Source organism: Paenibacillus sp. FSL R5-192 (assembly GCF_000517845.1).
GTDB classification, from domain to species: Bacteria; Bacillota; Bacilli; order Paenibacillales; family Paenibacillaceae; genus Paenibacillus; species Paenibacillus amylolyticus.
Genome location: NZ_ASPR01000003.1, coordinates 107,112 through 133,926, shown reverse-complemented (window position 1 = coordinate 133,926; position 26,815 = coordinate 107,112). Strand labels below are relative to the sequence as shown.

Sequence of the window (26,815 nt, the reverse complement as noted above, 5' to 3'; positions counted from 1 at the left end):
TTAAACAAATAGCAGGGAATAATGGGTACAACTGCGGTTTAGTCACAATAAAGTAAACCAATGTACATCCAGATTAATACACGACTGAGAGGAAGTTAACGTAATGAACAACACATATGGATCGAAAACTCGTAAAGGCTGGTCTTTGACAGCAATTCTGCTGATGACGGTGCTGGTACTTAGTGCTTGTGGAAGTAAAGCAACAGACAATGGAAGCACAAATGGTGCACAGGCAAGCAATGAACTGGAGCAGATCAAGTCGGCTGGCGTTATCAAAGTGGGCATGATGGGCACATACGCACCGTACAACTTCCTGAACGATAAGAAAGAAATGGACGGCTACGATGCCGATATCGCACGTGAAGTTGCGAAGCGTCTGGGTGTAGAGGTTGAATTTGTATCCCAAGAGTTCTCCGGTCTGACACCAAGTCTGCAAGCGAAGAAGCTTGATGCCATTATCAGCCAAATGACGATTACCGATGATCGTAAGAAAGTACTGGATTTCAGTGATCCGTATATTACGAACCAAGTTAAAATTATTGTAAAAGAAGACAATAACGATATTACCAAGCTGGAAGATTTCAAAGGGAAAACGATTGGCGTAGGTCTGGGTACAAATGATGAATCATATCTGCGTAATGAAGTGTTGCCAAAAGTGGGAGACTTCACGATCAAAACCTATGACGATGTCATCTCTTCACTCAAAGATCTGAATGCTGGGCGGATTGATGCAACAATCAACAATATGTACGCTCTGAAACCGATTGTGGATGCCAACGGATTGAATATCAAAGCTGTAGGTGAAGCTATTAAGAGTGACCAGGCAGGTATTGCTGTTCGCAAAGACAATCCGGAACTCGTAGCAGCACTGAATGATGCTCTCAAAGGCATCAAAGATGATGGCACGTACAATACCATTTTCAAAAAATGGTTTGGTGAAGAGCCTGCGCAATAATGAACCTGCAAGGCGAAGGGAAGATTTGACCCATGGAACTGGTATTTGAGAATATCCCCTTCTTTCTGAAGGGGGCTTATTATACGCTGTATGTAACAGTGATCTCCATGTTTTTTGCGTTCATCATCGGAGTCCTTGTTGCGATTGCTCGTCTGAAGGGACCGATGTGGCTTAGGTTGATCGCAAGGTTTTATGTATCCATCATGCGGGGAACCCCGCTGCTGGTGCAATTATTCGTTATTTATTACGGATTGGTCGATTATGGAGTGACCTTGGGATCGCTCACCGCAGCGTGTCTGGGACTGAGTCTGAATGCAGGTGCGTTTCTATCGGAGACGTTCCGTGGAGCCATTCAGGCTGTGCCTAAAGGACAGACTGAAGCTGCATATGCAACGGGAATGACCCCGGCTCAAGCGATGAGACGGATTATCTTCCCGCAGGCTGTGCGCATTGCGATTCCGCCGATGGGGAACACCTTTATTGGCATGTTGAAGGAAACTTCACTTGTGGCGGCGATTGGTGTTACCGAGTTGTTGCGTTCAGCACAACTGCTGGTATCACAATATGCATTGAACATGCCTTTTTATCTGGCTATCGGTGTGATCTACTGGATTATGAGTATCGGCTTCTCGGCCATTCTGGAACAAGTGGAGCGCCGGTTGGCCCGGGCTTACTGATGGGAGGAGAGAACCGATGATTACAACAACTGGACTTACCAAACGTTTTCAGAAAAATGAAGTACTTACGAACATCGATCTTCATGTCGATGCCAAAGATATTGTTGTATTGCTCGGACCGAGTGGTTCAGGCAAAAGTACCTTGCTGCGCTGTCTGAATGGGCTGGAAGAGCTGTCCGGAGGACAGATCGAAGTCAACGGCATTGTGGTCAACAGCGCAGATCCGCTGCGAGTCCAGCGTGCACGGGTACTGGAGATTCGTCGCCAGACCGGCATGGTATTCCAGCAATTCAATCTGTATCCGCACAAGACAGTGCTGGGTAATGTGATAGAAGGTCTTGTTACGGTGAAAAAAATCAAAAGGGACGAGGCGGCTGAACGCGGCCGGATTCTTCTGGATCGGGTCGGCTTGTCGGACAAGCAGGATGCGTATCCATCCCGATTGTCCGGTGGACAACAGCAGCGGGTCGCCATTGCGCGTGCACTCGCGATGGAGCCGGAAGTGATGCTGTTTGATGAGCCAACTTCAGCTCTTGATCCTGAATTGGTCGGAGAAGTGCTTTCCGTCATGAAGGAACTGGCAGAGGAAGGCATGACGATGCTGGTTGTGACACATGAATTGAAGTTTGCCCGTAATGTGGCGAACAAAATCGTCTTTATGGCGGACGGGTCAATTGTGGAAGAAGCAAGTCCACAGGCGTTCTTTGAACAGCCAAAGCAAGAGCGCACCCGTCGTTTCTTGCAACAAATTACTGAATTTTGATGAAGATAACAGCGATCGGAAGGTTATTCTGTCATCGGAGTGGCAAGTGCAAACCTTTTTCGCTTGAACTTAAACTATTGTGAGAAAGAAGGATAACATCATGAATGTAACAACCGTATGGAAAGGCAAACGCGCGTTTACTTCCGAAGGACCCTCTGGCTACGCCGTTGGCATGGATGCCACTGCTGCTTATGGTGGTGACAGCAAGGGAGCTACCCCGATGGAATTGTTACTGGCGGGTCTCGGGGGCTGTATGGGAATCGATATTACGATGATTCTGGACGCTTTTCTGGACAAAATTGAGTCAATTGAGATTGAAGCGCAAGGTACACGCAGTGAAGAGATGCCTAAAGGGTTCACATCCATTGATCTGATCTTCAAAGTCGATGGCGATATCCCGGATTATCGCATCTGGAAAGCCATCCAGATGGCTGAAGAAAAATATTGTGCAGTCTCCGCTTCGCTGAACGCCGATATTCATCCTAAACTGATCCTCAATGGGGTAAGTACACCTCGTCCTTAATAACATATGAGTAAATCTCTGATACTGAGAAGGCACTTCCAATCGTGGGAGTGCCTTTTTTGGCTTTTCCAACACTTCAACAGGGATTTCGCCCATCTAGGAGTCACTAAACTTCTGTCAGTAGAAAATAATTCGGTAAGCCCGGTCGCCATGTTAATGGCGGCCTCTTCTACTAGAGGTAGCCTAGCTTGTAGCCTGGCAATATATTACCCATTGCAATGACAATCCGAATTCTGGCGGTTATGTGGTATGATTAATTCTGAGGACAGAACATCCTGATCCTGCTGTTTGTATGTAAGCGCTTATACAGATGACGGAAGGTGCAGACATGTTGAAAAGGTTGATACGAACCACTAATAATCTCAAATTAAAGCATAAATTGCTCATTTCCTATGTACTGGTTGTCATGATTCCGGTCCTGATTGTTGGTCTTGCTGTGACCAGTTATTTTCGCCAGCAAGCCCTGGACAATGCGATAGGACAGACGATCATCAATGTGGACAAGATCAAGAGCCAGACGGCAACCATGCTTCGTGTACCAACCGATATATCCAATCTTTTAATGTTTAATGCGGATCTTAAGGAGATCGTAAATAAACGGTACAAGAGCGTTGTGGAGTTAACCTCAGCGTATCTTGCATACAAAGACTTTCAGGAGTACAGGCGTTTGTACCGTGAGATAGCCGGCATTCGTTTTTACTCGACTAACCCAACATTGATCAACAACCTCGAATTCATCCCGGTAGACAAGCAGACGGAAGAGAGCTACTGGTACCAACAGGCACTGAAAACAACCAGCATCGGGTGGTTCTACATTCCGGACAAGGAAGATAATCCTGTACACAAGCTCAGCCTGGTGCGCAAAGTACCTTTTGCCGAGTATCGGACCGAGGGCGTGTTGATGATTGTGATCAATCAGGATGAGCTGAATGGATTGTTGCGTCAGGAACAGTTTGAGACGATGATTACGGACGAGCAGGGGTATGTGGTTGCGGCCAAGAATACCGAGCTGGTGGGTAAAACGCTGGATGAGCTTGATTTTGGCGTTGATCTGCAGAATCAGGCGAAAGGCACCATAGAGGGGGATTTCCGAGGGGAACCATCTAATATTGTTATTGATGAGTTGGGCCCTGGATCGAGTATGAACAGCCTGAAGGTGATTTCGGTTTTTGCCACCAAAAATATCGTCAAAGACGCTAACACCGTCAGCTTGATCGGCATGATTTTCATTATCCTTGTGCTGGTTATCGCCCTATTATTCGTATATATCATCTCGTTCCTCACTTCGAATCGATTGCTCCGGCTGAGTAAACACCTCAACAAGCTGGCATTAGGAGACCTGAACGTGACTTCACGGATTGATGGAAACGATGAGATTGGGCAACTGTCACGACAGTTCAACTATATGGTGAAAAGTATCAATGAACTCATGACGCAGGTGGTAGAAGCGACCGAACAGAACAATCAATTGGAAATCGCCCAAAAAGAGATTAAATTGAAAATGATGGCGAGCCAGATCAATCCTCATTTCTTGTTTAATGCACTGGAGTCCATTCGGATGAAAGCGCATATCAAGGGAGAAGCAGAGATTGCCAACATCGTCAGGCTGTTGGGCAAGCTAATGCGCAAGAGTCTGGAGATTGGCAGTGGAAAAACAACCTTCCGGGCTGAACTTGAAATGGTACGTTCCTATTTGGAAATTCAGAAATTTCGTTACGGCGACCGCCTTGCATTCCAGATCCATATCGATCCTGAGGTGGAGAAGATGTACATTCCGCCTCTAATTATTCAACCTTTGGTTGAGAATGCGATTGTCCATGGTCTGGAGAACAAAGAGGGCACAGTCCGTGTTCATATAAGTATTCGTTTAGTAGAGAACATTTTGCAGATCCGTGTGGATGACAATGGTGCAGGCATAACGCCAGAACGACTGGCTGAGGTGATGCAGTTTATCTGTGGACCGGAGGAACAGGAGAAGAGTCGGATCGGCATGCGTAATGTACATCAACGCTTAACCTTGACGTACGGGGAGCCATATGGGTTACAGATTACGAGTGTATATGGGGAAGGAACAGAGGTTTCTTTCACTTTGCCAGCAGGAGGGGACCAACATGTATAAAGTGTTTTTGGTGGATGACGAACCGAGCATACGTGAGGGACTGACAACCATTATCGAGTGGGAAAAATACGGATTCCAGGTTATCGCTACAGCTGCCAGCGGGCGTGAGGCCATCTCCCGGTTTGAGGAATTGGAGCCTGATCTGACGATTATTGATATTCGCATGCCCGGTATGACCGGGCTGGATGTGATTGAAGAAGTGCGCCGGAATCATCCGGATTCGCACTTTTTGATATTAAGTGGTTACGCAGATTTTGATTATGCCAAAAAAGCCATCAGTTTTGGTGTGGATGGTTATCTGCTCAAACCGGTGGATGAAGAAGAGATTATTGGTGAACTGGAGCGTATTGCTACAATCCTGACCCGTGAACGGGAGACAATGGCACGTCATGCTGGTGAAGATACCGTCTTTAGGGAGCATCAGATCGAGGCTTTGCTCTTTGACAGTCTGGAGGGTGCGGGTAGCACGGAAGAAGATAGCCTGGGGCTGCACTGGCCTCACTATCAGATTGTGCTGCTTGAGATGCATGTAACCCCCGATCTGCAACGGGGAAGTGTTATGAAACGCAAACTGATTGAAGCATTTGACCATAAAGACCGAGGCATTGTATTCTCGTTCCATTCCGGTCTGGGGCTGTTAAGTAAGGAAATAATCACATCCGAGTCATCTGCAAGAAATCTGTATGATGAGCTGGAAGGACTGCTGGGAGAATGGGAAGTTCACATGTATGGTGCTGCAGGAGAACCCGTACATTCCACTTCTGAAATTGCGCGGTCATACACGCAGGCAAATCGTTTACTCGGGGAACGCTTCTTGTTCACGGAGCAACGCATCATTCTGTGGACTGAAGGCAGCGAAGGCCAAAGCGTTGTTAAACCAGAAGTTGAAGCTGTGGACGGAGCACATGAGCCAGTTGAGGACGAACTCGCGGACAAGCTGTATTATGCGTTAGACATCCGCAGTAGTGAGTCCGTTATGCGGGTGCTGGGTGAGATGGAAGAGCGCCTGGTTCCATATCACCGAACAGAGCAAGCGATCAAAACGGCCTTCTCACAGGTGTTCTCTCTAGCGTTCAACAAGCTTGCAGCGACGAATCAACATATGCACTCCATTATGCAGGAACATTCGGTTCTGATTAATGAAGTCTATCATCAATTTACGATGTCTGATCTCAAAGTTATAGCATCGGAACATTTGAATCGACTTATTCAACGTATGGGTGGGGGAAGCAAGGATACTGTATTGAAACAGATGATTGAATTTATTCAGCGTAACCCTGGCGAAAATCTCAAGCTTGAGGTACTTGCTGAAGTGTTTAACTATAACAGCAGTTACCTGGGTAAGTTGTTCAAGAATCATACTGGAGAGTATTTCAATGCATTTCTGGACAAGGTTCGTATGGAAAAGGCCAAGGAATTGCTGGACGAAGGACTGAAGGTCCATCAGGTTGCAGCGAGAGTGGGGTATGCAAATGTGGACTACTTCCACGGTAAGTTCAAGAAATATGTAGGGGAATCCCCTTCCGCTTACAAACAGGCCAGAACCCAATCACCAATTAAAGGAACGGCTACGGATATAAACGAGGAATAAGTACGGAGTGCTGGGCTTTGCCCCTACCTATTGTGTAAAACGTTTTCGATATTCCTGAGAAATTTCCAGATTCATCATATTGTCCATGCACTTCCCATGATAAGCAATGGTCACGGAATGCTTCACATTTTAGACTGGATTTACAAGAATCCAGATGAAGGGATGGCTATACGATATGAATTTGTCTGATATAGGCGCTGTACGTCATACATTGAACTTAAATGGAACATGGCAGTTTTGTTTGGATCTGGAGTCCGATACACTCGTTGAACAAGAGTTATTACCGCCTTCACAGTGTAAAAATACATCATGGGAGACCATTCAGATTCCCGGTTCATGGGAAGAGCAAGGATACGGAGATGAGCCTGAATACGAAAGGCTCGATACCTGGACCAAGGTACGCGAGTATGAAGGCTCAGCCTGGTATGCTCAGGATGTTCATGTTCCATCAGACGATCCCGGATGCCACTATGTATTCAGATTGGAAGGTGTCCGATGGACAACGCATCTCTGGATCAATGGACAGTATGCCGGGCAGCAGGATAGTCTTGTGAATCAACAGAAGTGGGATGTTACCTCTCTGGTGAAGCAGGGAGAAGTGAATCGTGTAGAGATGCGCGTGGATAATACGATGAAACTTCCGCTGGCGGGTAGCCATATTCATTCATTGCATACGGCCACAGCCTGGGGTGGAATCACGGGTGGTGTTTATCTGGACAGTCTGCCCCCATGCCGATTACAGACGTTACGTATTCAACCAGATGCTGAGAACGGAACCATTCTGGTTGATTGTACTGTAAGCGCTCCCGCAGATGATTCCGCTAGATCGATGCAATTACATGTGGATATCCAGCAACCGGACGGCACATGGCTTGATCGATATAGTTGTCATGTGGATATGAGTGTTCCAGCGCATGTGGATATAAGCTCAGTAGGTGTAAATGAAAGCAACGCTTTAATAGATCAGTGGCGATTGGAACTTGGGACAGGAAAGTCTGTCGCAAGATGGTCAGATGAATCCCCTGAATTATACAAGGCAGTGATCCGTCTGCATGACGGTGAACGGGAACTGGATCGGCTGGAGCAATCATTTGGTGTACGCTCCTTTGCAACAAACGGGAAGCAGCTTGAGTTGAATGGGACACCAGTATATTTGCGTGGATACGTCGATTGCTGTATCTTTCCACTGACGGGTTATCCCGTCTGGGACAAGGAGCATTATCTTCAGCAATTTCGAATCGCCAGATCGTATGGCTTCAATCATGTCCGACTACATGGGTGGAGCGCGCCGGAGCCTTTCTGGGATGCTGCTGATGAAGCAGGCATGCTGGTGCAGGCAGAACTTCCCCATTGGTCTCGTTTCTTTGAGCAGTCGGATCAGTCTGCGCCAGCTGAAGTATTGTCCTATCTGACACAAGAACTGGACGGGTTGCTTCAGTCGCTGCATAGACATCCTTCATTCGTCATGTTCTCCATGGGGAATGAACTCATTGGTCCGAATGGCCACCCTGAACTCAATGCATTGGTCTCAAGGGCAAAGGATATGGACCCGACCCGGTTATATACGGACAATACAGGTTTTGGACAGCTTCCGGCGCAAGGGCGGGAAGGTGATTATTATATTCAGTCGTTGAACTGGCATCCCCCGTTGGAATCCGCATATTCTGCTGTGCCGGATACCACGCTGGACTATCATGCAGTCACTCGGCTCGCGGAGCATCCCGTCATTGGGCACGAACATGCACAGTACACCATGTATGTGCGGCCCCAAGAGCGAGCGAAGTATACTGGCGTATTGCGTCCTAGCTGGTTACGACCGATCGAAGAATCGTTAACAAACAAAGGCATGATCGAGGACTTGGAGCATTTTCAACAGGTCAGTGGTACCCATCTGGTACGTTCCTTAAAAGAAGCCATGGAGCGGATTCGGCGAACACCAGACGCTGCGGGCGTACAACTTCTGGACATTCGCGATTTTCCAGGACAGGGACATGCTACGACGGGCATTCTGGATGTATTTTGGGACGACAAAGGCATTACAACACCAGAAGAATTCATGTGTTTCAACGCTGATGTGGTGCTGTTGTTAAGCTGCAAAGAGCGTACATTTTACGCCGGAGAACCCATTCATGTCGATGTACGTCTCTCTCACTACGGTAAGGAGCCGCTTGAGGACGCCGTTATTCAGTGGAGGTTAATAAGCGATGATCTGATACTTACTGAAGGGGAATGGAAGACCGGAGATATCCAATGTGGGTCTGTCATGTCACTGGGAAGCATCGTCGCTACCGCTCCTCATGAAGGGGCAGCAGCTTTTCGGATCGAGGCGGAGCTGATATCAGGCGATTCGGAAAGAACTGTAGCGAATGTATGGCATGGCTGGTCGTTTCCTTTTTACGAGTCTCATCCGGATTCGAATCGGTTCTGGAATACCGTGGCAGAGTTGAAGCCATTATTGGGTGAAGCGCATGATGATTGCGTAGATCGCATCGATGGATTCCAGTTGTTGAAAAATCGGGAGATTGACTTGGTTATCGTTCAGTCGTTAACACCCAATGTCGTTGATTATGTGGTCAACGGGGGAAGTGTTTGGCTACAGCCAACCGCAGAAGGGTTATATGATTCAGTGGAGACCAAGTATCTGCCTGTATTCTGGAATTACCTGATGTTTGCTACGCAGCCTGGTGCAACGATGGGCATGTATCTGAGAGATCGGCTAGCACTACTAGGCTCCTTCCCGCATGATGGGGCTTCGGACTGGCATTGGTATCACTTGGTGAACGGTACACCAGCGATATGTTTGGATACGTTGCAGGGGGTGAAGCCGCTGATCGAAGTGGTGGACCATTTCCATCGGGCCAAACGACTCGCTTATGCCTTTGAGGCAAAAGTAGGGAAGGGCAAGATTTTGGTATCCTCACTTCCGTTTGCCAATCTGGCTGTAATGAAGCGTCCAGAAGCCGCCTACTTATTTCAGGAGATACTTGCGTATCTGAATGGAGATCAATTCCGTCCAGCAACCTCCATATCTGTAGCGCAACTACTCGGCATCGTTAAACTGCAAACCATTCAGTTTACATTGTAACCAGAGGGACCCGAAAGGGTCCTTTTTGTATGCCATGTAATTGAAGTAAACGATTACTATAAAACGTTTTCGATATTTACCACTTTCAATAGTATTTTACCTTAATATTACTTTTGTATCATTTGAAAGTAGAATTTATCACTGATTTTAACGAATTAATGTCTGATTATATATGTCTATATCTAATTTTTATATGATTTTCTCTAAAATCCAGATGGTATTTTGAAAACGCTCTATCGAGTATGATTATTTTATAAAACAGAGGAGGGGGAACGGAGATGGAAACGCTAACAAAAAAATCCGCTTCCGCGAACAGAAGCAGTGACCCCAAACCGCCTTTAAAGAATCGGCGGAACGGAATTTGGGACAGAATGAAACAGCAGAAATATCTCTATCTCATGTCATTGCCATTCGTAGCTTGGGTTTTCGTATTTAACTATCTGCCACTATGGGGATGGACGATGGCTTTCCAAAATTATAAACCTGCCAGATCGTTTGGTGATCAAGAGTGGGTTGGTTTTAAACACTTTGTAGAACTGTTCAGTGATGATCGTTTCTATCTGGTACTTCGAAATACGCTTGCAATGAGTTTGATGGGACTGGTTGTCGGTTTTATAGTACCGATATTCTTCGCTATTCTCCTGAATGAAATGAGAGGCATGTTCTTCAAACGTGCCGTGCAAACGGTATCATATCTGCCTCACTTTGTATCCTGGGTTGTTGTAGCCGGGATCATTACGAAGATGCTCTCCACCGATGGAGGGATTATCAATGATCTATTGGTAGGACTGAACATTATCGATCAGCCGATCCAATTCATGGCCAAGGGGAACTTGTTCTGGTACATTGTAACCGCTTCAGATATGTGGAAGGAAACCGGTTGGAATGCCATCATCTATCTGGCGGCGATTACAGGTATCGACAATGAGTTGTATGAAGCTTCCCGTGTAGATGGAGCCAACCGCTGGAGACAGATGTGGCATATTACGCTGCCTGGCATACGGACCACGATTTCTGTACTTTTCATCATGTCGATTGGACATCTGATCAGTATCGGTTTCGAGAAGCAGTTCTTGCTTGGCAACAGTCTGGTCACAGACTACTCGGAAGTACTTGATCTATACGCGCTCAATTATGGTTTGAATATGGGACGATTCTCGTATGGTACAGCCATAGGTATATTCAACTCCGTTGTCAGTATCATCCTTTTGTTTACTGCGAACGGCTTGTTCAAAAAATTCACAAAAGAAAGCATCATGTAGGGAGGGGACGACATTATGGCGAACAAAGCATTCAATGCTACTCGGGGCGATAAACTGTTCGATATATTCAACATCCTCGCGATGACCATGGTGCTGGTTGTAACACTTTATCCATTCCTTAACGTACTAGCCATCTCACTCAATAACTCGACAGATACTGTACGTGGCGGAATTTACTTGTGGCCTCGCGAATTCACATTACAGAACTACAAAACGATTTTCCAATATGATGGATTGTTACAAGGTTTGCAGATCTCCATTCTGCGTACACTTGTAGGTACCGTGCTCGGATTGATCAGTTCATCCATGATCGCCTTTACACTGAGCAGACCTGATTTTGGACTTAGAAAATTTGTTTCCACAACGCTCGCGCTCACGATGTATTTCTCCGGTGGTCTGATTCCGGTGTACATTCTGATGCGTGACTTGAACCTGATCGGTACATTCTGGGTATATGTATTGCCTGGCATGATCAGTGCATTTAACGTGTTCATTATCCGTTCATTCATTGATGGCCTGCCATACTCATTGCAGGAATCCGCGAAGCTGGACGGAGCGAATGACTTTACAATCTATTACAGAATCATCTTGCCACTGTGTAAACCAGTGCTTGCTACCATCGCATTGTTCCTGGCTGTAGGTCAATGGAATGCGTGGTTTGATACGTACCTGTATAATGGTTCAAAGGCACATTTGACCACGCTCCAATATGAGCTGATGAAAGTATTGCAAAGTACACAGCAGGGCTCAGGTGCTGGACGAAATGCCAATGATATGGCGCAGCAAATGACACAGATTTCACCGGAATCGATCAAAATGGCGATTACGATCGTTGTAACGGTTCCAATCCTCATTGTATATCCATTCCTTCAGAAGTACTTTGTTGGTGGTATGACACTGGGCGCAGTAAAAGGTTAAACAATTGGGTACAGGCTGCCACATAGAGCGGCCGTACATCTACAAATGAAGCATCAGGATACCCGAAGCGCAGCCATTTGGTCTGCGCTTCACCGTATAGGGCTGCGGTGTGGTATTCATGAAGCTATAGACAGGGACAAAAAAGTCCCGGATAAGACAGACATATGAAACAGGGAGGATTACCATTATGGCAAGTTCCAAAATGAAGATTGCACTGGCACCAGTGCTTGCAATGTCTTTACTCGCAGGTTGCGGTGGAGGAAGCGGCAGTGATACGTCGTTCAAGGATACAAGCGCAGAGACAACTCCACTTACTTTTGATTTCTTCAGCGTTGACCCCAGTCCGAACTGGAATGGCATGAAGGATGAAGTAGGTAAAGTCCTTACGGAAAAAACAGGGATAACCCTTAACGGTGAATTTGCCGTTAGTGGTGGTCAAGATAAAATATCCTTAATGGCGGCGAGCGGAGACTATCCGGATATTGTCTCCCCCAAAGGAGAACTCAGCAAACTGGTGGATGCCGGAGCAATGCTCGATCTGACAGATCTGATCGACCAATATGCTCCCAATCTGAAGAAGCTGTATGGTAATTACATGGACCGGTTGAAATACAGTAATGAAGATCAGGCTATTTATGTGCTACCAACGTATTATGCGGTAGACCAAAAGTATTTTGATGCAGGTGGTGGATTTGGCATTCAGCACCGTGTACTGAAAGAACTCGGATACCCGGAAGTGCGTACACTTGAGGATTACGAGAATGTATTGAAGGCGTACAAAGAAAAACACCCAACAATTGATGGTCAGCCAACCATCCCTTTAACACTGGACGCGGATGATTGGAGAATCATGATTACCGTAACGAACCCAGCCTTCCAGGCAACAGGAGCTCCGGATGATGGTGAATACTACATCGATCCAGAGACGTATGAAGCAAGTCTGCATTACAAACGTCCAGAGGAAAAAGAATACTTCCGCTGGTTGAACCATATGTACAACACTGGATTGCTGGATCAGGACAGCTTTATCCAGAAAACAGACCAATACAAATCCAAAATTGCAAGTGGACGTGTTCTGGGTGTCATTGACCAGGATTGGGGTTACTCCGATGCAGAAAATGCATTGAAATCCGCTGGTAAGACTGAAGCAACGTATTCACACTTTCCAGTAACCCTGTCCGAGGATATCAAGGATCATGCCTACCAAGACCCTGGTTTTGTATCCGGTTGGGGTGTAGGGATTACAACATCGAATCCTGACCCGGTTCGTACGATCAAATTCTTCGATTACCTGGCTTCTGAAGAAGGGCAAGTGCTGATGAACTGGGGAATTGAGGGCAAACAGTATGAAGTGCAGGACGGCAAACGTGTCATTCCTGCCGACATTCTGGATCAGAAAACCAATAATGCAGCCGTATTCCAGAAAGAAACGGGTATTGGTCTGTACACCAATATGTCTGGTCACTATGGAGACGGCGTGAAGGATTCAACGGATAACTACTACACTACGAATTTCCCTGAACAGATCGTGGCAGCATATTCCGATGCAGAGAAAGAAACACTCAAAGCTTACGGTGCTACGACGTGGAAAGATCTGTTCCCGAGTGAAGATGAGTTCCCAATCAAACCATGGGGAGCAGCATACAATCTGCCAACACCAGGTGACTCCAACTACAACGTCATCTTCAAGAAAACACAGGATATCATTCGGAAACGTATCCCGGAAGCCATTCTGAGTACTCCTGAACAGTTCGATGCGATCTATGACGGCATGATTGCAGAAGTGAACCAAGCAGGAGCAGAGGATATGGAGAAACAATACACAGAACTCGTTCAAAACCGTGTTCAATTGTGGAGCGGTGAAGAAGCTAAATAAACGATTAGCAATTCAGATCTAAAACGAAAAAGAACCCAGATATTCTGGGTTCTTTTTTTATCTAAAACGTTTTCTAAAAAACGTTTTCAATTTTATAAATTCACTATTGACAAGGGATATAGGAGAGATTATTATTCAAGTATGAAAGCACTTACATTCGCTTGTACAACACGTGCCATACACCTGAATCTCAAAGTAAACATTTGCAGAATGAAGAGGAAGTAAAGCAAGAGAAGAACATTTGTTTATTTTTAAGAAAACGCTTCTAATGTTATAAAAACAAGAAAATTACATTTGTTTCATCTGGTTACGGTATTTGCAGGTCAGCCTGTTATACAAATATACAGCTTCATTAATATCCATAAGGGGGATTACACATGAAGGGCAAAACACCAAAAACATTCGCAATGCTTCTGTTAGCCAGTGCTCTTGCAATTACAGCAGGATGCAGCGGCAGTGGAGGAGGAACTAACGCTTCAGAGAAACCGGTTGATTCCGGAGATACAACCAGTCCAGTGACCTTCACATTCTTTGGTGCAGACGCGAGTCCGAACTGGAATAACATGAAGGATGCTGTCGGTCAAGAAATTACTAAGGCAACGGGAGTTACAATTGAAGCTGAGTATGATGTGAATAATGGTGGTGACCAAAAGATTCCTTTGATGGCTGCCAGTGGTGATTACCCTGATATTATCTATCCTAAAGGCAACTTGTCTAAGCTTGTGGATGCAGGCGCGATGTTGGACCTGACCGATCTAATTGAGGAGCATGCTCCCAACTTGAAAAAAATCTATGGTGATCAGATGAACCGTCTGAAATACAGTTTGGAAGATCAAGCCATTTACACGATCCCGACGAATATGGGTGTAGATAACGTTGAGTTTGACGCTAGGGGCGGATTCGAAATTCAACAAAGAGTATTGAAAGAGCTTGGCTACCCTGAAGTAAAAACGCTTGAGGACTACGAGAACGTATTGAGAACGTATTATGAAAAACATCCAACGATTGATGGTCAACCGACGATTCCGTTAACATTGAATGCAGATGACTGGAAAATTATGATTACGGTAACGAACCCTGCATTCCAAGCTACGGGTGGACCGGATGACGGTGAGTATTATATCAACCCTGAGACGTATGAAGCCGTTCTACACTACAAACGTCCTGAAGAAAAAGAATATTTCCGTTGGTTGAACAAAATGTACAATGAGGGTCTGCTTGATAAAGATACATTTGTTCAAAAGGATGACCAATACAAATCCAAAATTGCCAGTGGCCGTGTACTTGGTCTAATTGACCAAGAGTGGAACTATGGTGAGGCGGAGAATGCTTTGAAATCATCTAACGGTGGAGACAAAACATATGCCCACTTCTCCGTATCCCTGAACAAGGATATTGTGGATCATACGTTCCAACCGACAGGATTTGACGGTTATGGTATCGGAATCACAACTTCGGCCAAAGATCCAGTACGTATTATCAAATTCATGGATTGGCTTGCTTCCGATGAAGGTCAGGTCCTGAGAAACTGGGGCGTTGAAGGCCAACATTACCAAGTCGAGAATGGGAAACGCATCATTCCGGCTGACGTACAAGATCGCAAAACCAATGATAACTCTGCTTTTACCAAAGAATCAGGCGTAGGCATGTATAACATATTTAGCGCCAGATACGGTGATGGTGTGAAAGATGCCACGGATAACTACTATACAACGAACTTCCCTGAACAGATTCAAGCTGGTTACACTGCCGCTGAGAAGGAAACGTTGAAAGCCTATGGTATTACAACATGGAAAGATTTCTATCCTTCCGACGATGATCTGAAGCTGAAAGATTGGGGTGCAGCATACAACATGCCTGTACCATCTGACACGGATTACAACGTAACGTTCCAGAAAACACAGGATATCGTACGTAAACGTATTCCAGAGGCGATCCTTGCCAAACCTGAGAACTTCGACAGCGTATATGATAGTCTTCTGGCTGAACTCGATAAAGCGGGTGCAGTGGAGATGGAGAAACAATACACGGTTTGGATCAAAGAACGTGTAGCTCTCTGGACTGGAAAAGATGTGAAATAAGCTTGAAAACCAAGCATTAAAGTTAAGGATTTTCATAGCAAAAAAAGCCCTTTCTCAAGGGCTTTTTTTATTGTTGACGTGAGGAGATGGATAGCCTATAATCTATCATGTAAGCACTTTCAGTAAGCGGTTTATTCCATTTACGAAAACGTTTTACGTTTGTTAGAAGAAGAATCTTTCTTTTAGCAGAATCGAAACGTCAGCTTCAGTAAATACGTCGGAATGAACGATACCGAAAGCGCATTCAAAAAAAAGTGGTATCCTCAGGCATAAAGCCTGTTATACAGATAAAACCTTCATAAATAATAGGGGGAACTAGACAATGAGAGGCAAAATGAAAGGCAATACACCCAAGACGTTTGCAATGTTGATGCTCGCAAGTGCAATGTTGGTTACAGCTGGTTGCGGGAATTCGGGAACCAAAGAGACTTCGGAGTCCAGCGGAACCGAACCGATCACAGTTACATTCTTCGGGGCGGATGCTAGTCCAACCTGGAACAAGATGCAAGATGCTGTTGGTAAAAAGATTACGGAGCAAACAGGCGTTACCATTGAAGCAGAGTATGATGTAAACGATGGTGGTAACCAGAAGATTGCGCTTATGGCTGCCAGTGGTGACTTTCCTGATATGATCTACCCTAAAGGTAACTTATCTAAGCTTGTGGATGCAGGCGCGATGCTGGATCTCACGGATCTGATTGAGGAGCATGCTCCCAATCTGAAAAAAATCTACGGAGAACAGATGAACCGTTTGAAATACAGTCTGGAAGATCAAGCGATCTATACCATTCCAACCAATATGGGCGTTGATAATGTTACGTTTGACGCTACAGGTGGATTTGAAATTCAGCAAAGAGTATTGAAAGAGCTTGGATACCCTGAAGTGAAGACACTTGAGGATTACGAGAATGTACTTAGAGCCTATTATGAAAAACATCCAACCATTGATGGTCAACCAACCATTCCATTAACATTGAATGCAGATGATTGGAAAATCATGATCACGGTAACGAACCCGGCTTTCCAGGCAACAGGTGCACCGGATGATGGTGAATATTACATTGACCCTGAAACGTATGAAGCAAAATTGCACTACAAACGTCCAGAGGAAAGAGAATATTTCCGCTGGTTGAATAAAATGTACAATGAAGGCCTACTGGACAAAGATGCCTTTGTTCAAAAGGATGACCAATACAAGTCCAAAATTGCCAGTGGCCGTGTCCTCGGTCTGATTGACCAAGAGTGGAACTATCAAGAAGCGGAGAACGCGCTTAAATCATCAGGTAAGGATGATGCCACATACGCTCACTTCTCTGTATCACTTAACGATGAGATTGTGGATCATACGTTCCAACCAGCCGGATTTGACGGTTATGGCATCGGGATTACAACTTCGGCCAAAGATCCAGTGCGTATCATCAAATTCATGGATTGGCTTGCTTCCGATGAAGGACAAGTTCTGAGAAACTGGGGTATCGAAGGTGAACATTACAACGTAGAAGATGGTAAACGCGTGATTCCAGAAGACGTTCAGGACCGCAAAACGAATGACAACTCCAATTTCAGTAAGGAAACAGGAATTGGGATGTATAACATATTTAGCGCAAGATACGGTGATGGTGTAAAAGATTCTACGGATAACTATTACACAACCAACTTCCCTGAGCAGATTGTAGCTGGTTACACGGCTGCAGAGAAAGAAACGCTGAAAGCTTATGGTATCACGACATGGAAAGAGTTCTATCCGGCTGAAGAAGATCTGCCAGTTAAGGATTGGGGCGCAGCGTATAACATGTCCGTACCTTCCGGTACAGACTATGAGGTAACGTTCCAGAAAACGCAGGATATCATCCGTAAACGGATTCCGGAAGCTGTTCTGACTACACCAGCCAACTTTGATGCAACCTATGATGCTTTACTGGCTGATTTGGACAAAGCGGGTGCAGTTGAAATGGAGAAACAATTTACGGTTTGGGTTAAGGAACGTGTCTCTCTGTGGACAGGAAAAGACGTAAAATAATATGGATTGTCTGTGATCCATGGTTACACAAGGAAAGGGCCCTATATGGGGCCTTTTTTTTGTGGAATGATGTGATGATTTGCATTGACGCAAATTTTGAAATCACATATAATTTTATTATTGTAAGCACTTACCGAAAACGTTTTATGACATAAGAAGTATACAGCTGATTCAGGAACAGGAGCTAATCATGTCCCAACACAATAAACAAACTAAAATCAATCGTCTATGGTATCAACAACCGGCAAAACGCTGGGAAGAAGCATTGCCCATCGGAAACGGCCGTCTTGGAGGCATGGTGTACGGTGGCGCAGCAGATGAACGAATTCAGCTCAATGAAGATACATTATGGTCAGGGTTTCCACGGGATACGATTCAATACAGCAGTCAGCGGTATTTGAAACAGACGCGAGAGTTGATCATGTCTGGGAAGTATGGTGAAGCTGAGGATTTGTTGAACCGTGAAATGCTTGGTCGTGATGTAGAGGCCTACCAGCCGATGGGTCATTTTATATTGCACCATGAGGGTCTGGAGGATATTTCATATGATGCATTTGAACGGGAGCTTGATCTGGAATCGGGTATTGCAACCACAACCTACACATTGGAAGGAACTCAATACGTACGTGAAGTGTATTCCAGTGCTTCGGATGATCTAATGGTCTGCACATTAACTGCTGTTCAGAAGGGTGCTGTGAGTGTAAGTATTACGCTAGACAGTCCCCATCCTTATCGCGTTGAGACTTCGGGAGATGCTCTAACCATGTTCAGTCGGTGCCCAAGTCATGTGGAGTCCAATTACTTCAGAGATCACCCGGAATCCGTCCTCTATGAAGAGGATCGTGGGACGGCTTATGCTGTTCGTGTAGCGTTTACGGCATCTGGTGATCAGGTGAAGGTCTCCAATCTGGAAGGCAAGTTACATATTCAGGGTGCTGATCAGGTTGTGTTTTATCTGGCAGCCGCTACCTCCTTTGAGAGTTACGATGTGTTACCTGTGAAGGACCATCTTGTATTGGAAGAGGAATGCAAGGAGATGATCTCCAAAGCGACCACACATGGCGCGGAAGCGCTTGGTGACCGACATATTCAGGATCATAGCGCGTTGTTTAACAGAGTCTCTATTGATTTAGGGGTATCGGCTAACGCCGAATTACCTACAGATGAGCGGCTGCAGGCTTATCAGACAGGGCAACAAGACCCTGGACTGGAGGCACTTTATTTTCAATATGGAAGATATCTGTTAATGGCTAGTTCGCGTCCGGGCAGCCAGCCTGCCAACCTGCAGGGAATCTGGAACCATCAGGTAGAGCCGCCATGGCATAGTGATTACACAATCAATATCAACACGGAGATGAATTACTGGCCGGCAGAAGTCTGCAATCTTAGTGAGTGTCATGAGCCGCTGTTTGATATGCTGACCGATCTCAGTGATACAGGACGAAGAACGGCGCGGATTCTGTATGGAGCCCGTGGATGGACTGCCCATCATAACGTGGATATCTGGAGAACCTCTACACCGACAGGTGGAGATGCAAGCTGGGCTTTTTGGCCGATGGGTGGTGTGTGGCTGACCTCGCATCTATGGGAGCATTACCAATTTACCGGGGATCAGCGTTTTCTTGAGGAACGTGCGTATCCCATTATGAAAGAGGCGGCGCTGTTCTGTCTCGATTGGCTGGTGGAAGGGCCCGATGGTTATCTGGTTACGATTCCATCCACTTCACCAGAGAACAAGTTTCTCACAGATGCTGGGGAGGCACACAGTATATCCATGGCTTCAACGATGGATATGACGTTAATTCGTGAACTGTTCAGCCGCTGTATTGAGGCCTCGAAGCAACTAAATATAGATGAGTCGTTGGCAAGCGAGTGGAGTGAGGCTCTGGAGAAACTCTATCCATTCCGAATTGGAATCGAAGGACAATTGCTGGAGTGGTTTAAGGATTTTGCCGAATCCGAGCCAGGGCATCGTCACGTCTCCCATCTGTATGGACTGTATCCGGGAGAGCAGATCAATCGAGTACACACACCGGAATTGGTAGAAGCAGCACGGGTATCACTTGAACGTCGTATCTCACAAGGTGGCGGGCATACAGGATGGAGCTGTGCATGGTTGATCAATCTGTATGCACGACTACTGGATAGCAGCCAGGCACATCAGTTTGTGCGCACGTTGCTGGCCCGGTCCACACATCCGAATCTGTTTGATGACCATCCACCATTCCAGATCGATGGTAATTTTGGAGGCACGGCTGGCATGGCCGAGATGTTGTTGCAGAGTCACTTGAACGAGTTACATTTACTGCCGGCACTGCCTGAACTCTGGACTCAAGGTCATGTTGAAGGGCTTCGTGCAAGAGGTGGTTATACAGTGGGCATAACTTGGGCGGACAACAAGCTTGCGTCAGCGGTCATCAAAGCAGACCGAAGTGACTCGCTGACCATTCGCAGTGCTTATCCGCTGCGTGTAGAAGGACATGAACAAGCCAAGGCAGAGCTTACGCCTCAGGGCGATTATGTAATTATTTTAACCATGACCGCAGGACAGACGATCCGCGTGTCATTATGAGACGGAGGAGCCAACCATGACCATTTTTAAATTTCCGCAAGATTTTCGCTGGGGAACAGCAACAGCTTCCTATCAAATAGAAGGAGCGGCACAGGAAGGTGGACGCGGGGCATCCATCTGGGATACGTTTGCGCGCACACCTGGCAAGGTATATAACGGAGACAATGGGGATGTCGCGTGTGACAGCTACCACCGTTACGAGGAAGACATCGAACTGATGAAGAAACTCGGGATTAATACATACCGGTTCTCCATTGCCTGGCCGCGTATTATTCCTGACGGAGATGGTGAGATCAATCGGGAAGGTCTGGACTTCTACCACCGCTTCGTGGATGCATTGATCGAGGCTGGAATTGAACCGTTCCTCACACTGTATCACTGGGATCTTCCGCAAACGCTGGAGGATGACGGAGGCTGGGGCAACCGCAGAACTGTGGATGCTTTTGTGAAATATGCCGAAGTGATCTTCAAAGAATTCTCTGGCAAAATCAACTTCTGGCTGACATTCAACGAACCATGGTGTATCGCGTTCCTGTCGAACCTTCTGGGGATTCATGCGCCAGGAAACAAAGACCTGCAAACTTCTATTAATGTGGCACATGGATTACTGGTTGCTCATGGTAAAGCCGTTCAATCCTTCCGTCGCTTGGGAACAACCGGTCAGATTGGTATTGCTCCGAACGTGTGCTGGGCTGAGCCGTACAGCAAATCTCCTGAGGACCAAGCTGCGTGTGACCGATCAATTGCGCTTAATACCGATTGGTTCCTTGATCCAATCTACAAAGGTTCATATCCGCAGTTTATGGTGGATTGGTTCGCAGAAGCGGGGGCTACCGTACCAATTCAGGAAGGCGATATGGAGATCATCTCGCAACCAATCGATCTGCTCGGCATTAACTATTACACGATGGGGATCAATCGCTTCAATCCTGAGGCAGGTGCTCTGCAATCGGAAGAAGTTGATATGGGCCTCACCAAAACTGATATTGGCTGGCCTGTGGAATCACGTGGTTTGTATGAATTTATGCATTACTTGCAAAAGTACGGCAATGTGGATGTATATATCACAGAGAATGGTGCCTGCATCAATGATGATCTGGAGAACGGAAAAATTAACGATGATCGCCGGATTTCATATTATGAGCAGCATTTGGCTCAAATTCACCGCATCATTAATGACGGCATTAACCTGAAAGGGTACATGGCATGGTCACTGATGGATAATTTCGAGTGGGCAGAAGGCTACCGGATGCGTTTTGGTCTTGTTCATATGGACTATCGTTCACTCGTGAGAACACCGAAGGAGAGTTATTACTGGTATCAGAACGTCATCAAGAATAATTGGTTGGAGACACGGAACGAACATAATCCCCAATAGTTTGGGTGGCAGGTTTCAAGGGTAAAGCAGGTCCTCATTATATATGGTTCCCTTATTAAAGCTGAGAACGACGGTAACATTGGAGTATTCCAATGTGCCGTCTTTTTTTGTGTTTTTACCGTTGGAAATGAGTAGTTCATAAAGGTTTCATAAGGTCAAGTGCAGTTCCTGTTATGAAGAGACGTTTTTTGGGTTATAAGAAGTAAGAAAGAAATGAATAATGTTTTGTCAACGGATAAATTTGAAATAAAGTGTCCAAATTGCGAAGAAAATTTGAACATTTGTTGACTAAAAATCATACTGATGTGGTATATTGGTATAAGGAAAGCACTTACAAAAAGGGAAAAGGAAGTGTTTACTATGGCATCGAAGACAGCAATGGTTAGCCAATTGGAGCGCAAAGACAAAAATATGCGGCGCGCCGTCTTGACGATGACAGTTCTGGCATGGGTCGCACTCATTACGGGAGTGATCATGTGTCTGATCAATCTGAACGAATTTAATGATCGTAATCTTGGCTTGATGGTTGGTATTGGATTCCTTGTAGGTAGTGTGTTTATTTACGTTATTGCCAAAGCGATTGGCCTTGTTCATACACGCCGGGAAGACGAAGGCGCCGATTGATTATAATCCTGCGTTAATTCGTTCATAATAAGACTGGATGAGTTCCCGGAATCCAGTCAATAAAGCCCTTTGCGGATTCGTTGACACTGTTCAACGAATCCGCAAAGGGTTTTATTTTGTGACTTGATGTGTAAAGATTACGAAGTACAAATATCAAGCATGCAAGCGATTTGTGAGAAAAAATTCACACATTTAAGGTGTAAAATCGACAAATTTGTTAACAAGAACAAAAAAGTTGTTCATTTCTGATATCTTTAGTAGGAAGAGAGTAGTATACTGATTTTTCAGTATGAGCGAATTTAAGGAGAGGGGATCAAAATGAACAAGAAACCTAGGTCGCTAATCCGGATTATCATTCCGGTTGTCCTGACGTTGGTTACAATTGCATTGATTGTCTGGCCAATGCTGGCAGGCGGACAGTACGTTGTTCTGGATCCGAAGGGGCCAATTGGCGCTTCGCAGAGAGATTTGATTGTCATCTCGACAATTTTGTGTGCTGTCATTATTGTGCCAGTACTCATTTTGGCTGCCGTAATCGTATGGCGTTACCGTGAGAAACCGGACAACAAAGCAGCATATGAACCTAACTGGGCTCATAGCACCAAAGCGGAGGTTGTATGGTGGACCATTCCAATTATTATTATTGGAATACTCGCAATTGTAACGATTCGTTACACGTATGTTCTGGAACCTTCGAAGCCGTTGGCTCACGAGAAAGCACCAATTACCATCCAAGTGTCTTCACTGGACTGGAAATGGCTGTTTATGTATCCAGAACAAGGAATTGCAACGGTTAATACGTTGAATATTCCGGCAGACCGGCCCGTGAAATTTGAACTCACTGCGGATTCACCGATGAACTCATTCTGGATTCCGCAACTTGGAGGACAGATTTATACGATGTCGGGTATGGCGATGACCTTGTATCTGCAGGCAGATCATGAAGGCAAGTACTGGGGTTCAGGCGCTAACTTCACAGGTGAGCATTTTGGAGAAATGCGTTTTGATGTGAATGCTACATCGGACGAAGATTTTGACAATTGGGTAGCTGAAGTGAAACAGAGTTCTCAGGCGTTGACTACAGAAGGTTACAAAGCACTGGCTGAGCCAGGCACAAGCAACGTTGCTTATTATTCTGCCTTCCCAGAAGGATTGTTCCAAAATATTGTGACCAAGTATGTAGTAGATGGTCAAAGTGCTCACAGTAAGCATGGAACTTCAAAAGAAGCTTCTGGAGCCATTCAAAATGCAACTGATACGTCCAATCAAGACGAGGACAAGAGTGCTAACTAAAGATTCGAAAGGAGGCCCCCAATGTTAGAGGGACTTAAAGAGTTTGCATCGGAGTTTTTCGTAACCGGTGATCCGCTCATTTATGGTGCGATGGTAGCTATCGGAATTACCATGATTACTATTGTAGCGGTGCTAACTTATTTCAAAAAATGGGGCTGGCTCTGGCGTAACTGGTTAACGACTGTCGATCACAAAAAGATCGGTATCATGTATATCATTGCTTCCATTATCATGTTGTTCCGTGGTGGTGTGGATGCGCTAATGATGCGCCTTCAGCTAGCTATGCCTAACAATGAATTTCTGAATCCTGAGCATTATAATCAGGTCTTTACAACTCACGGTACGATCATGATCTTGTTCATGGCGATGCCATTTATGTTTGGTCTATTTAACGTTATCGTGCCATTACAGATCGGAGCAAGGGACGTTGCGTTCCCGTTCCTGAATGCACTGAGCTTCTGGTTATTCTTCCTGGGAGCAATGCTGTTTAACCTGTCATTTGTTATCGGTGGTTCACCGGATGCAGGATGGCTGAGTTATCCGCCTCTATCGGAGCTGTCACACAGTCCGGGGGTAGGACAGAACTTCTATATATGGGGTATACAGATATCGGGTATCGGTTCCTTGGCTACCGGTATCAACTTCCTGGTTACCATCATTAAAATGCGTGCGCCAGGCATGAGATGGATGAAAATGCCAATGTTCACATGGTCGGTATTCTCCACTTGTATCATTATCTTGTTTGCTTTCCCGATCTTGACCGTGACACTTGCATTGTTATTCCTCGACAGGTTTGCCGGGGCGCATTTCTTCACACTTGATCTGGGCGGTAACCCAATGATGTATATCAACTTGATCTGGATGTGGGGTCACCCTGAGGTATACATTGTCGTCTTGCCGGCATTCGGTGTTTTCTCCGAGATTGTAAGTACCTTCTCTCGGAAAAAACTGTTTGGCTACAAATCGATGGTATTCGCGATGTTGATCATCAGCTTCCTGTCCTTCTTCACATGGGCGCATCACTTCTTCACGATGGGTTCCGGAGCAGACGTGAATGCATTCTTCGCCGTAACTACGATGTTGATTGCTATTCCAACAGGGGTTAAGATATTCAACTGGCTGTTTACCATGTATCGAGGAAGGATTCGCATGGCGACTCCGATGATGTGGACACTTGCCTTTATCCCGTGCTTTATTGTCGGGGGTATGACAGGCGTTCTGTTATCCGTTGCTCCTGCTGACTTCCAGTTCCACAACAGTTACTTCCTGATTGCCCACTTCCACCAAGTATTGATCGGTGGAGTTGTCTTCGGATACTTCGCAGGTCTGTACTACTGGTGGCCTAAAATGTTCGGTTTCCAACTCGAAGAGAAACTGGGCAAATGGGCATTCTGGACTTGGAATATTGGTTTCTATGTCTGCTTCATGCCGCAGTACGCTGTCGGTCTAATGGGTATGACACGTCGTCTGAGCACATACGGCTGGGATACTGGCTGGTGGGAACTGAACTTCGTATCCACAATCGGGGCATTCCTGATGGGTGTCGGATTCCTGTTCCAAGTTGCACAAATCGCAGACGGTATTCGCAAATACAAATCACTTAAAGCTTCCGCCGATCCATGGGATGGCCGTACGCTGGAGTGGTCAATTCCTTCACCAGCTCCTGAATACAACTTCGCCATTACACCGCGCGGAGATGATATTGATGAGTGGTGGGAAGAGAAAGAACGTCGTGCCAAAGGCATCTATCCGCCAGAGCAACCGCTTGAGCCGATTCATATGCCGAAGAACTCTGGAATTCCGTTCATCATGTCTGTCTTCTGGTTCATCGCCGGTTTCGGCTTTGTCTTCGGATGGTTGTGGATGGCAATTCTCGGACTCGCTGGCGTAGGGATCTGTATGATCGCCCGTTCATTCTCATATGATACGGATTATTACATTCCGGTTGACGAAATTAAACGTACCGAAGCGTCGTTAAGGGGGTCGGTATAGATGGCTCAAGCAGCCGCTAAGCACGGTGAGAATCATGCACATGGTCACGACCATGGACATCATGATCCACAGGAAATGAAAATTCTCGGTTTCTGGTTCTTCCTGATTTCCGACGTTATCCTGTTCTCCGTATTGTTCGCAACCTTCATTGTGTTGCGTGACAATACGGCGGGCGGACCGATTTTGTCTGAATTGATCAAAATGCCTGGTGTTATTGCCGAAACGTTTATCTTGCTCACAAGTTCATTTACGAGCGGACTAGCCGTACTGGCGATGAATCAAGGCAAAGTAAAACAATTAATCAGTTGGCTGGCAGTTACAGCCGTTCTGGGAGCAAGCTTTATCGCACTGGAAGTATATGAGTTTATTGAGTTGATTCACGAAGGGTTCAGCTTTACAACGAGTGCTGCTTCTGGCGCATTCTTCACCCTTGTGGGAACTCACGGACTTCACGTATCGCTCGGTCTGATCTGGATGATTGGACTTATGTTACAACTGAAAAAACGTGGTATTACCGATGTTACTCGCGGTAAAATTAACGTCATCAGCTTGTACTGGCACTTCTTGGACGTCGTATGGATTTTCCTCCTGTCGATCGTCTATCTCATGGGGGTGATGTAGATGTCAGAGCACAACTCACATGATTCCCACGGTCATGAGCAACATGGTTCACTGAAGTCTTATGTCATCGGCTTCATTCTGTCCGTCGTTCTGACAATCATTCCACTTGTGGTGGTTCTCAATGATATGATGGAAAGAACAGGAACACTCATTGTTGTTCTTGGCACGGCAGCACTTCAGTTTGTGGTTCAACTCTTCTTCTTCATGCATATCCGTGAAACAGAGAAACCACGCTGGAATGTGATGGCTCTTATCTTCGGTTTGCTGATTATGATGACCATCGTAATTGGTTCGATCTGGATTATGCTTAACAATGCTGTTGCACATTAATTGATATGATGAAAGAGCTTCGCGACCTTGGAATTCAAGGTTGTGGGGCTCTTTTTTTTCTAAGCAGAAGTTATCGCATATTTTAATGAAAAAAAAGTTGGATTATATCATAATAAGTCGTTGATGAAATAATTT

The 26,815-nt window shown here is 45.7% G+C and carries 19 protein-coding genes; all 19 read left to right on the top strand.

Annotated features, from left to right (window positions below; genetic code table 11):
• Positions 1 to 103: 103 nt before the first annotated feature.
• The 19 genes from C161_RS02410 (at position 104) to cyoD (ending at position 26,680) form a co-directional block, all read left to right on the top strand.
• On the top strand, positions 104 to 955 hold the full coding sequence (locus tag C161_RS02410; RefSeq protein ID WP_036668071.1) for a substrate-binding periplasmic protein: 852 nt from the start codon (positions 104 to 106) through the stop codon (positions 953 to 955).
• A gap of 32 nt (positions 956 to 987) precedes the next feature.
• Positions 988 to 1,632, top strand: coding sequence for an amino acid ABC transporter permease (locus C161_RS02405; protein ID WP_017692207.1), 645 nt, complete (start codon positions 988 to 990; stop codon positions 1,630 to 1,632).
• Between the two features lie 16 nt (positions 1,633 to 1,648).
• Positions 1,649 to 2,395: an amino acid ABC transporter ATP-binding protein gene (locus C161_RS02400; protein ID WP_036668070.1), complete on the top strand. Its 747-nt coding sequence runs from the start codon at positions 1,649 to 1,651 to the stop codon at positions 2,393 to 2,395.
• Positions 2,396 to 2,495: 100 nt separating this feature from the next.
• Complete coding sequence (locus C161_RS02395; protein WP_017692209.1) at positions 2,496 to 2,918, top strand: OsmC family protein; 423 nt, start codon at positions 2,496 to 2,498, stop codon at positions 2,916 to 2,918.
• 328 nt (positions 2,919 to 3,246) lie between these two features.
• Positions 3,247 to 5,037 carry a sensor histidine kinase gene (locus C161_RS02390; RefSeq protein WP_036668069.1) on the top strand — a complete coding sequence of 597 codons (1,791 nt, stop codon included), beginning with the start codon at positions 3,247 to 3,249 and terminating at the stop codon, positions 5,035 to 5,037.
• Positions 5,030 to 6,628 (top strand): response regulator transcription factor, encoded by a 1,599-nt coding sequence (locus tag C161_RS02385; protein ID WP_036668068.1) that lies wholly within the window; start codon positions 5,030 to 5,032, stop codon positions 6,626 to 6,628. The genes C161_RS02390 and C161_RS02385 overlap by 8 nt, the downstream gene beginning before the upstream one ends.
• 175 nt (positions 6,629 to 6,803) lie before the next feature.
• Complete coding sequence (locus C161_RS02380) at positions 6,804 to 9,713, top strand: glycoside hydrolase family 2 protein (protein WP_036668066.1); 2,910 nt, start codon at positions 6,804 to 6,806, stop codon at positions 9,711 to 9,713.
• Positions 9,714 to 9,991: 278 nt separating this feature from the next.
• Complete coding sequence (locus C161_RS02375; RefSeq protein WP_036606891.1) at positions 9,992 to 10,975, top strand: ABC transporter permease; 984 nt, start codon at positions 9,992 to 9,994, stop codon at positions 10,973 to 10,975.
• A 15-nt stretch (positions 10,976 to 10,990) separates the two neighbouring features.
• Complete coding sequence (locus C161_RS02370; protein WP_036606894.1) at positions 10,991 to 11,893, top strand: carbohydrate ABC transporter permease; 903 nt, start codon at positions 10,991 to 10,993, stop codon at positions 11,891 to 11,893.
• 187 nt (positions 11,894 to 12,080) lie between these two features.
• Entirely contained in the window at positions 12,081 to 13,769 is a 1,689-nt protein-coding gene (locus tag C161_RS02365; protein ID WP_036668065.1) for an ABC transporter substrate-binding protein, read from the top strand.
• Between the two features lie 377 nt (positions 13,770 to 14,146).
• The gene (locus C161_RS02360; RefSeq protein ID WP_036606898.1) at positions 14,147 to 15,850 is read left to right on the top strand and encodes an ABC transporter substrate-binding protein; all 1,704 of its coding nucleotides are present in this window, start codon (positions 14,147 to 14,149) and stop codon (positions 15,848 to 15,850) included.
• A 322-nt stretch (positions 15,851 to 16,172) separates the two neighbouring features.
• Complete coding sequence (locus C161_RS02355) at positions 16,173 to 17,870, top strand: ABC transporter substrate-binding protein (RefSeq protein ID WP_370511447.1); 1,698 nt, start codon at positions 16,173 to 16,175, stop codon at positions 17,868 to 17,870.
• A 190-nt stretch (positions 17,871 to 18,060) separates the two neighbouring features.
• Positions 18,061 to 20,442: a glycoside hydrolase family 95 protein gene (locus tag C161_RS02350; protein WP_036668063.1), complete on the top strand. Its 2,382-nt coding sequence runs from the start codon at positions 18,061 to 18,063 to the stop codon at positions 20,440 to 20,442.
• 16 nt (positions 20,443 to 20,458) lie between these two features.
• On the top strand, positions 20,459 to 21,820 hold the full coding sequence (locus C161_RS02345) for a GH1 family beta-glucosidase (protein WP_036668061.1): 1,362 nt from the start codon (positions 20,459 to 20,461) through the stop codon (positions 21,818 to 21,820).
• 360 nt (positions 21,821 to 22,180) lie between these two features.
• Positions 22,181 to 22,444 carry a hypothetical protein gene (locus C161_RS02340; RefSeq protein ID WP_036606904.1) on the top strand — a complete coding sequence of 88 codons (264 nt, stop codon included), beginning with the start codon at positions 22,181 to 22,183 and terminating at the stop codon, positions 22,442 to 22,444.
• 318 nt (positions 22,445 to 22,762) lie between these two features.
• The gene (cyoA, locus tag C161_RS02335) at positions 22,763 to 23,737 is read left to right on the top strand and encodes a ubiquinol oxidase subunit II (protein ID WP_036606906.1); all 975 of its coding nucleotides are present in this window, start codon (positions 22,763 to 22,765) and stop codon (positions 23,735 to 23,737) included.
• Positions 23,738 to 23,758: 21 nt separating this feature from the next.
• On the top strand, positions 23,759 to 25,729 hold the full coding sequence (locus C161_RS02330; RefSeq protein WP_036668060.1) for a cbb3-type cytochrome c oxidase subunit I: 1,971 nt from the start codon (positions 23,759 to 23,761) through the stop codon (positions 25,727 to 25,729).
• The gene (gene cyoC / locus C161_RS02325; protein WP_036606911.1) at positions 25,730 to 26,350 is read left to right on the top strand and encodes a cytochrome o ubiquinol oxidase subunit III; all 621 of its coding nucleotides are present in this window, start codon (positions 25,730 to 25,732) and stop codon (positions 26,348 to 26,350) included.
• Entirely contained in the window at positions 26,351 to 26,680 is a 330-nt protein-coding gene (gene cyoD, locus C161_RS02320) for a cytochrome o ubiquinol oxidase subunit IV (protein ID WP_036606914.1), read from the top strand. It abuts the gene before it with no gap.
• Positions 26,681 to 26,815: the final 135 nt, after the last annotated feature.

Bases quoted from the DNA above. Each gene is read 5' to 3' on its own strand.
- C161_RS02410 (WP_036668071.1), top strand. From the start codon at position 104: ATGAACAACACATATGGATCGAAAACTCGTAAAGGCTGGTCTTTGACA.
- C161_RS02405 (WP_017692207.1), top strand. From the start codon at position 988: ATGGAACTGGTATTTGAGAATATCCCCTTCTTTCTGAAGGGGGCTTAT.
- C161_RS02400 (WP_036668070.1), top strand. From the start codon at position 1,649: ATGATTACAACAACTGGACTTACCAAACGTTTTCAGAAAAATGAAGTA.
- C161_RS02395 (WP_017692209.1), top strand. From the start codon at position 2,496: ATGAATGTAACAACCGTATGGAAAGGCAAACGCGCGTTTACTTCCGAA.
- C161_RS02390 (WP_036668069.1), top strand. From the start codon at position 3,247: ATGTTGAAAAGGTTGATACGAACCACTAATAATCTCAAATTAAAGCAT.
- C161_RS02385 (WP_036668068.1), top strand. From the start codon at position 5,030: ATGTATAAAGTGTTTTTGGTGGATGACGAACCGAGCATACGTGAGGGA.
- C161_RS02380 (WP_036668066.1), top strand. From the start codon at position 6,804: ATGAATTTGTCTGATATAGGCGCTGTACGTCATACATTGAACTTAAAT.
- C161_RS02375 (WP_036606891.1), top strand. From the start codon at position 9,992: ATGGAAACGCTAACAAAAAAATCCGCTTCCGCGAACAGAAGCAGTGAC.
- C161_RS02370 (WP_036606894.1), top strand. From the start codon at position 10,991: ATGGCGAACAAAGCATTCAATGCTACTCGGGGCGATAAACTGTTCGAT.
- C161_RS02365 (WP_036668065.1), top strand. From the start codon at position 12,081: ATGGCAAGTTCCAAAATGAAGATTGCACTGGCACCAGTGCTTGCAATG.
- C161_RS02360 (WP_036606898.1), top strand. From the start codon at position 14,147: ATGAAGGGCAAAACACCAAAAACATTCGCAATGCTTCTGTTAGCCAGT.
- C161_RS02355 (WP_370511447.1), top strand. From the start codon at position 16,173: ATGAGAGGCAAAATGAAAGGCAATACACCCAAGACGTTTGCAATGTTG.
- C161_RS02350 (WP_036668063.1), top strand. From the start codon at position 18,061: ATGTCCCAACACAATAAACAAACTAAAATCAATCGTCTATGGTATCAA.
- C161_RS02345 (WP_036668061.1), top strand. From the start codon at position 20,459: ATGACCATTTTTAAATTTCCGCAAGATTTTCGCTGGGGAACAGCAACA.
- C161_RS02340 (WP_036606904.1), top strand. From the start codon at position 22,181: ATGGCATCGAAGACAGCAATGGTTAGCCAATTGGAGCGCAAAGACAAA.
- cyoA (WP_036606906.1), top strand. From the start codon at position 22,763: ATGAACAAGAAACCTAGGTCGCTAATCCGGATTATCATTCCGGTTGTC.
- C161_RS02330 (WP_036668060.1), top strand. From the start codon at position 23,759: ATGTTAGAGGGACTTAAAGAGTTTGCATCGGAGTTTTTCGTAACCGGT.
- cyoC (WP_036606911.1), top strand. From the start codon at position 25,730: ATGGCTCAAGCAGCCGCTAAGCACGGTGAGAATCATGCACATGGTCAC.
- cyoD (WP_036606914.1), top strand. From the start codon at position 26,351: ATGTCAGAGCACAACTCACATGATTCCCACGGTCATGAGCAACATGGT.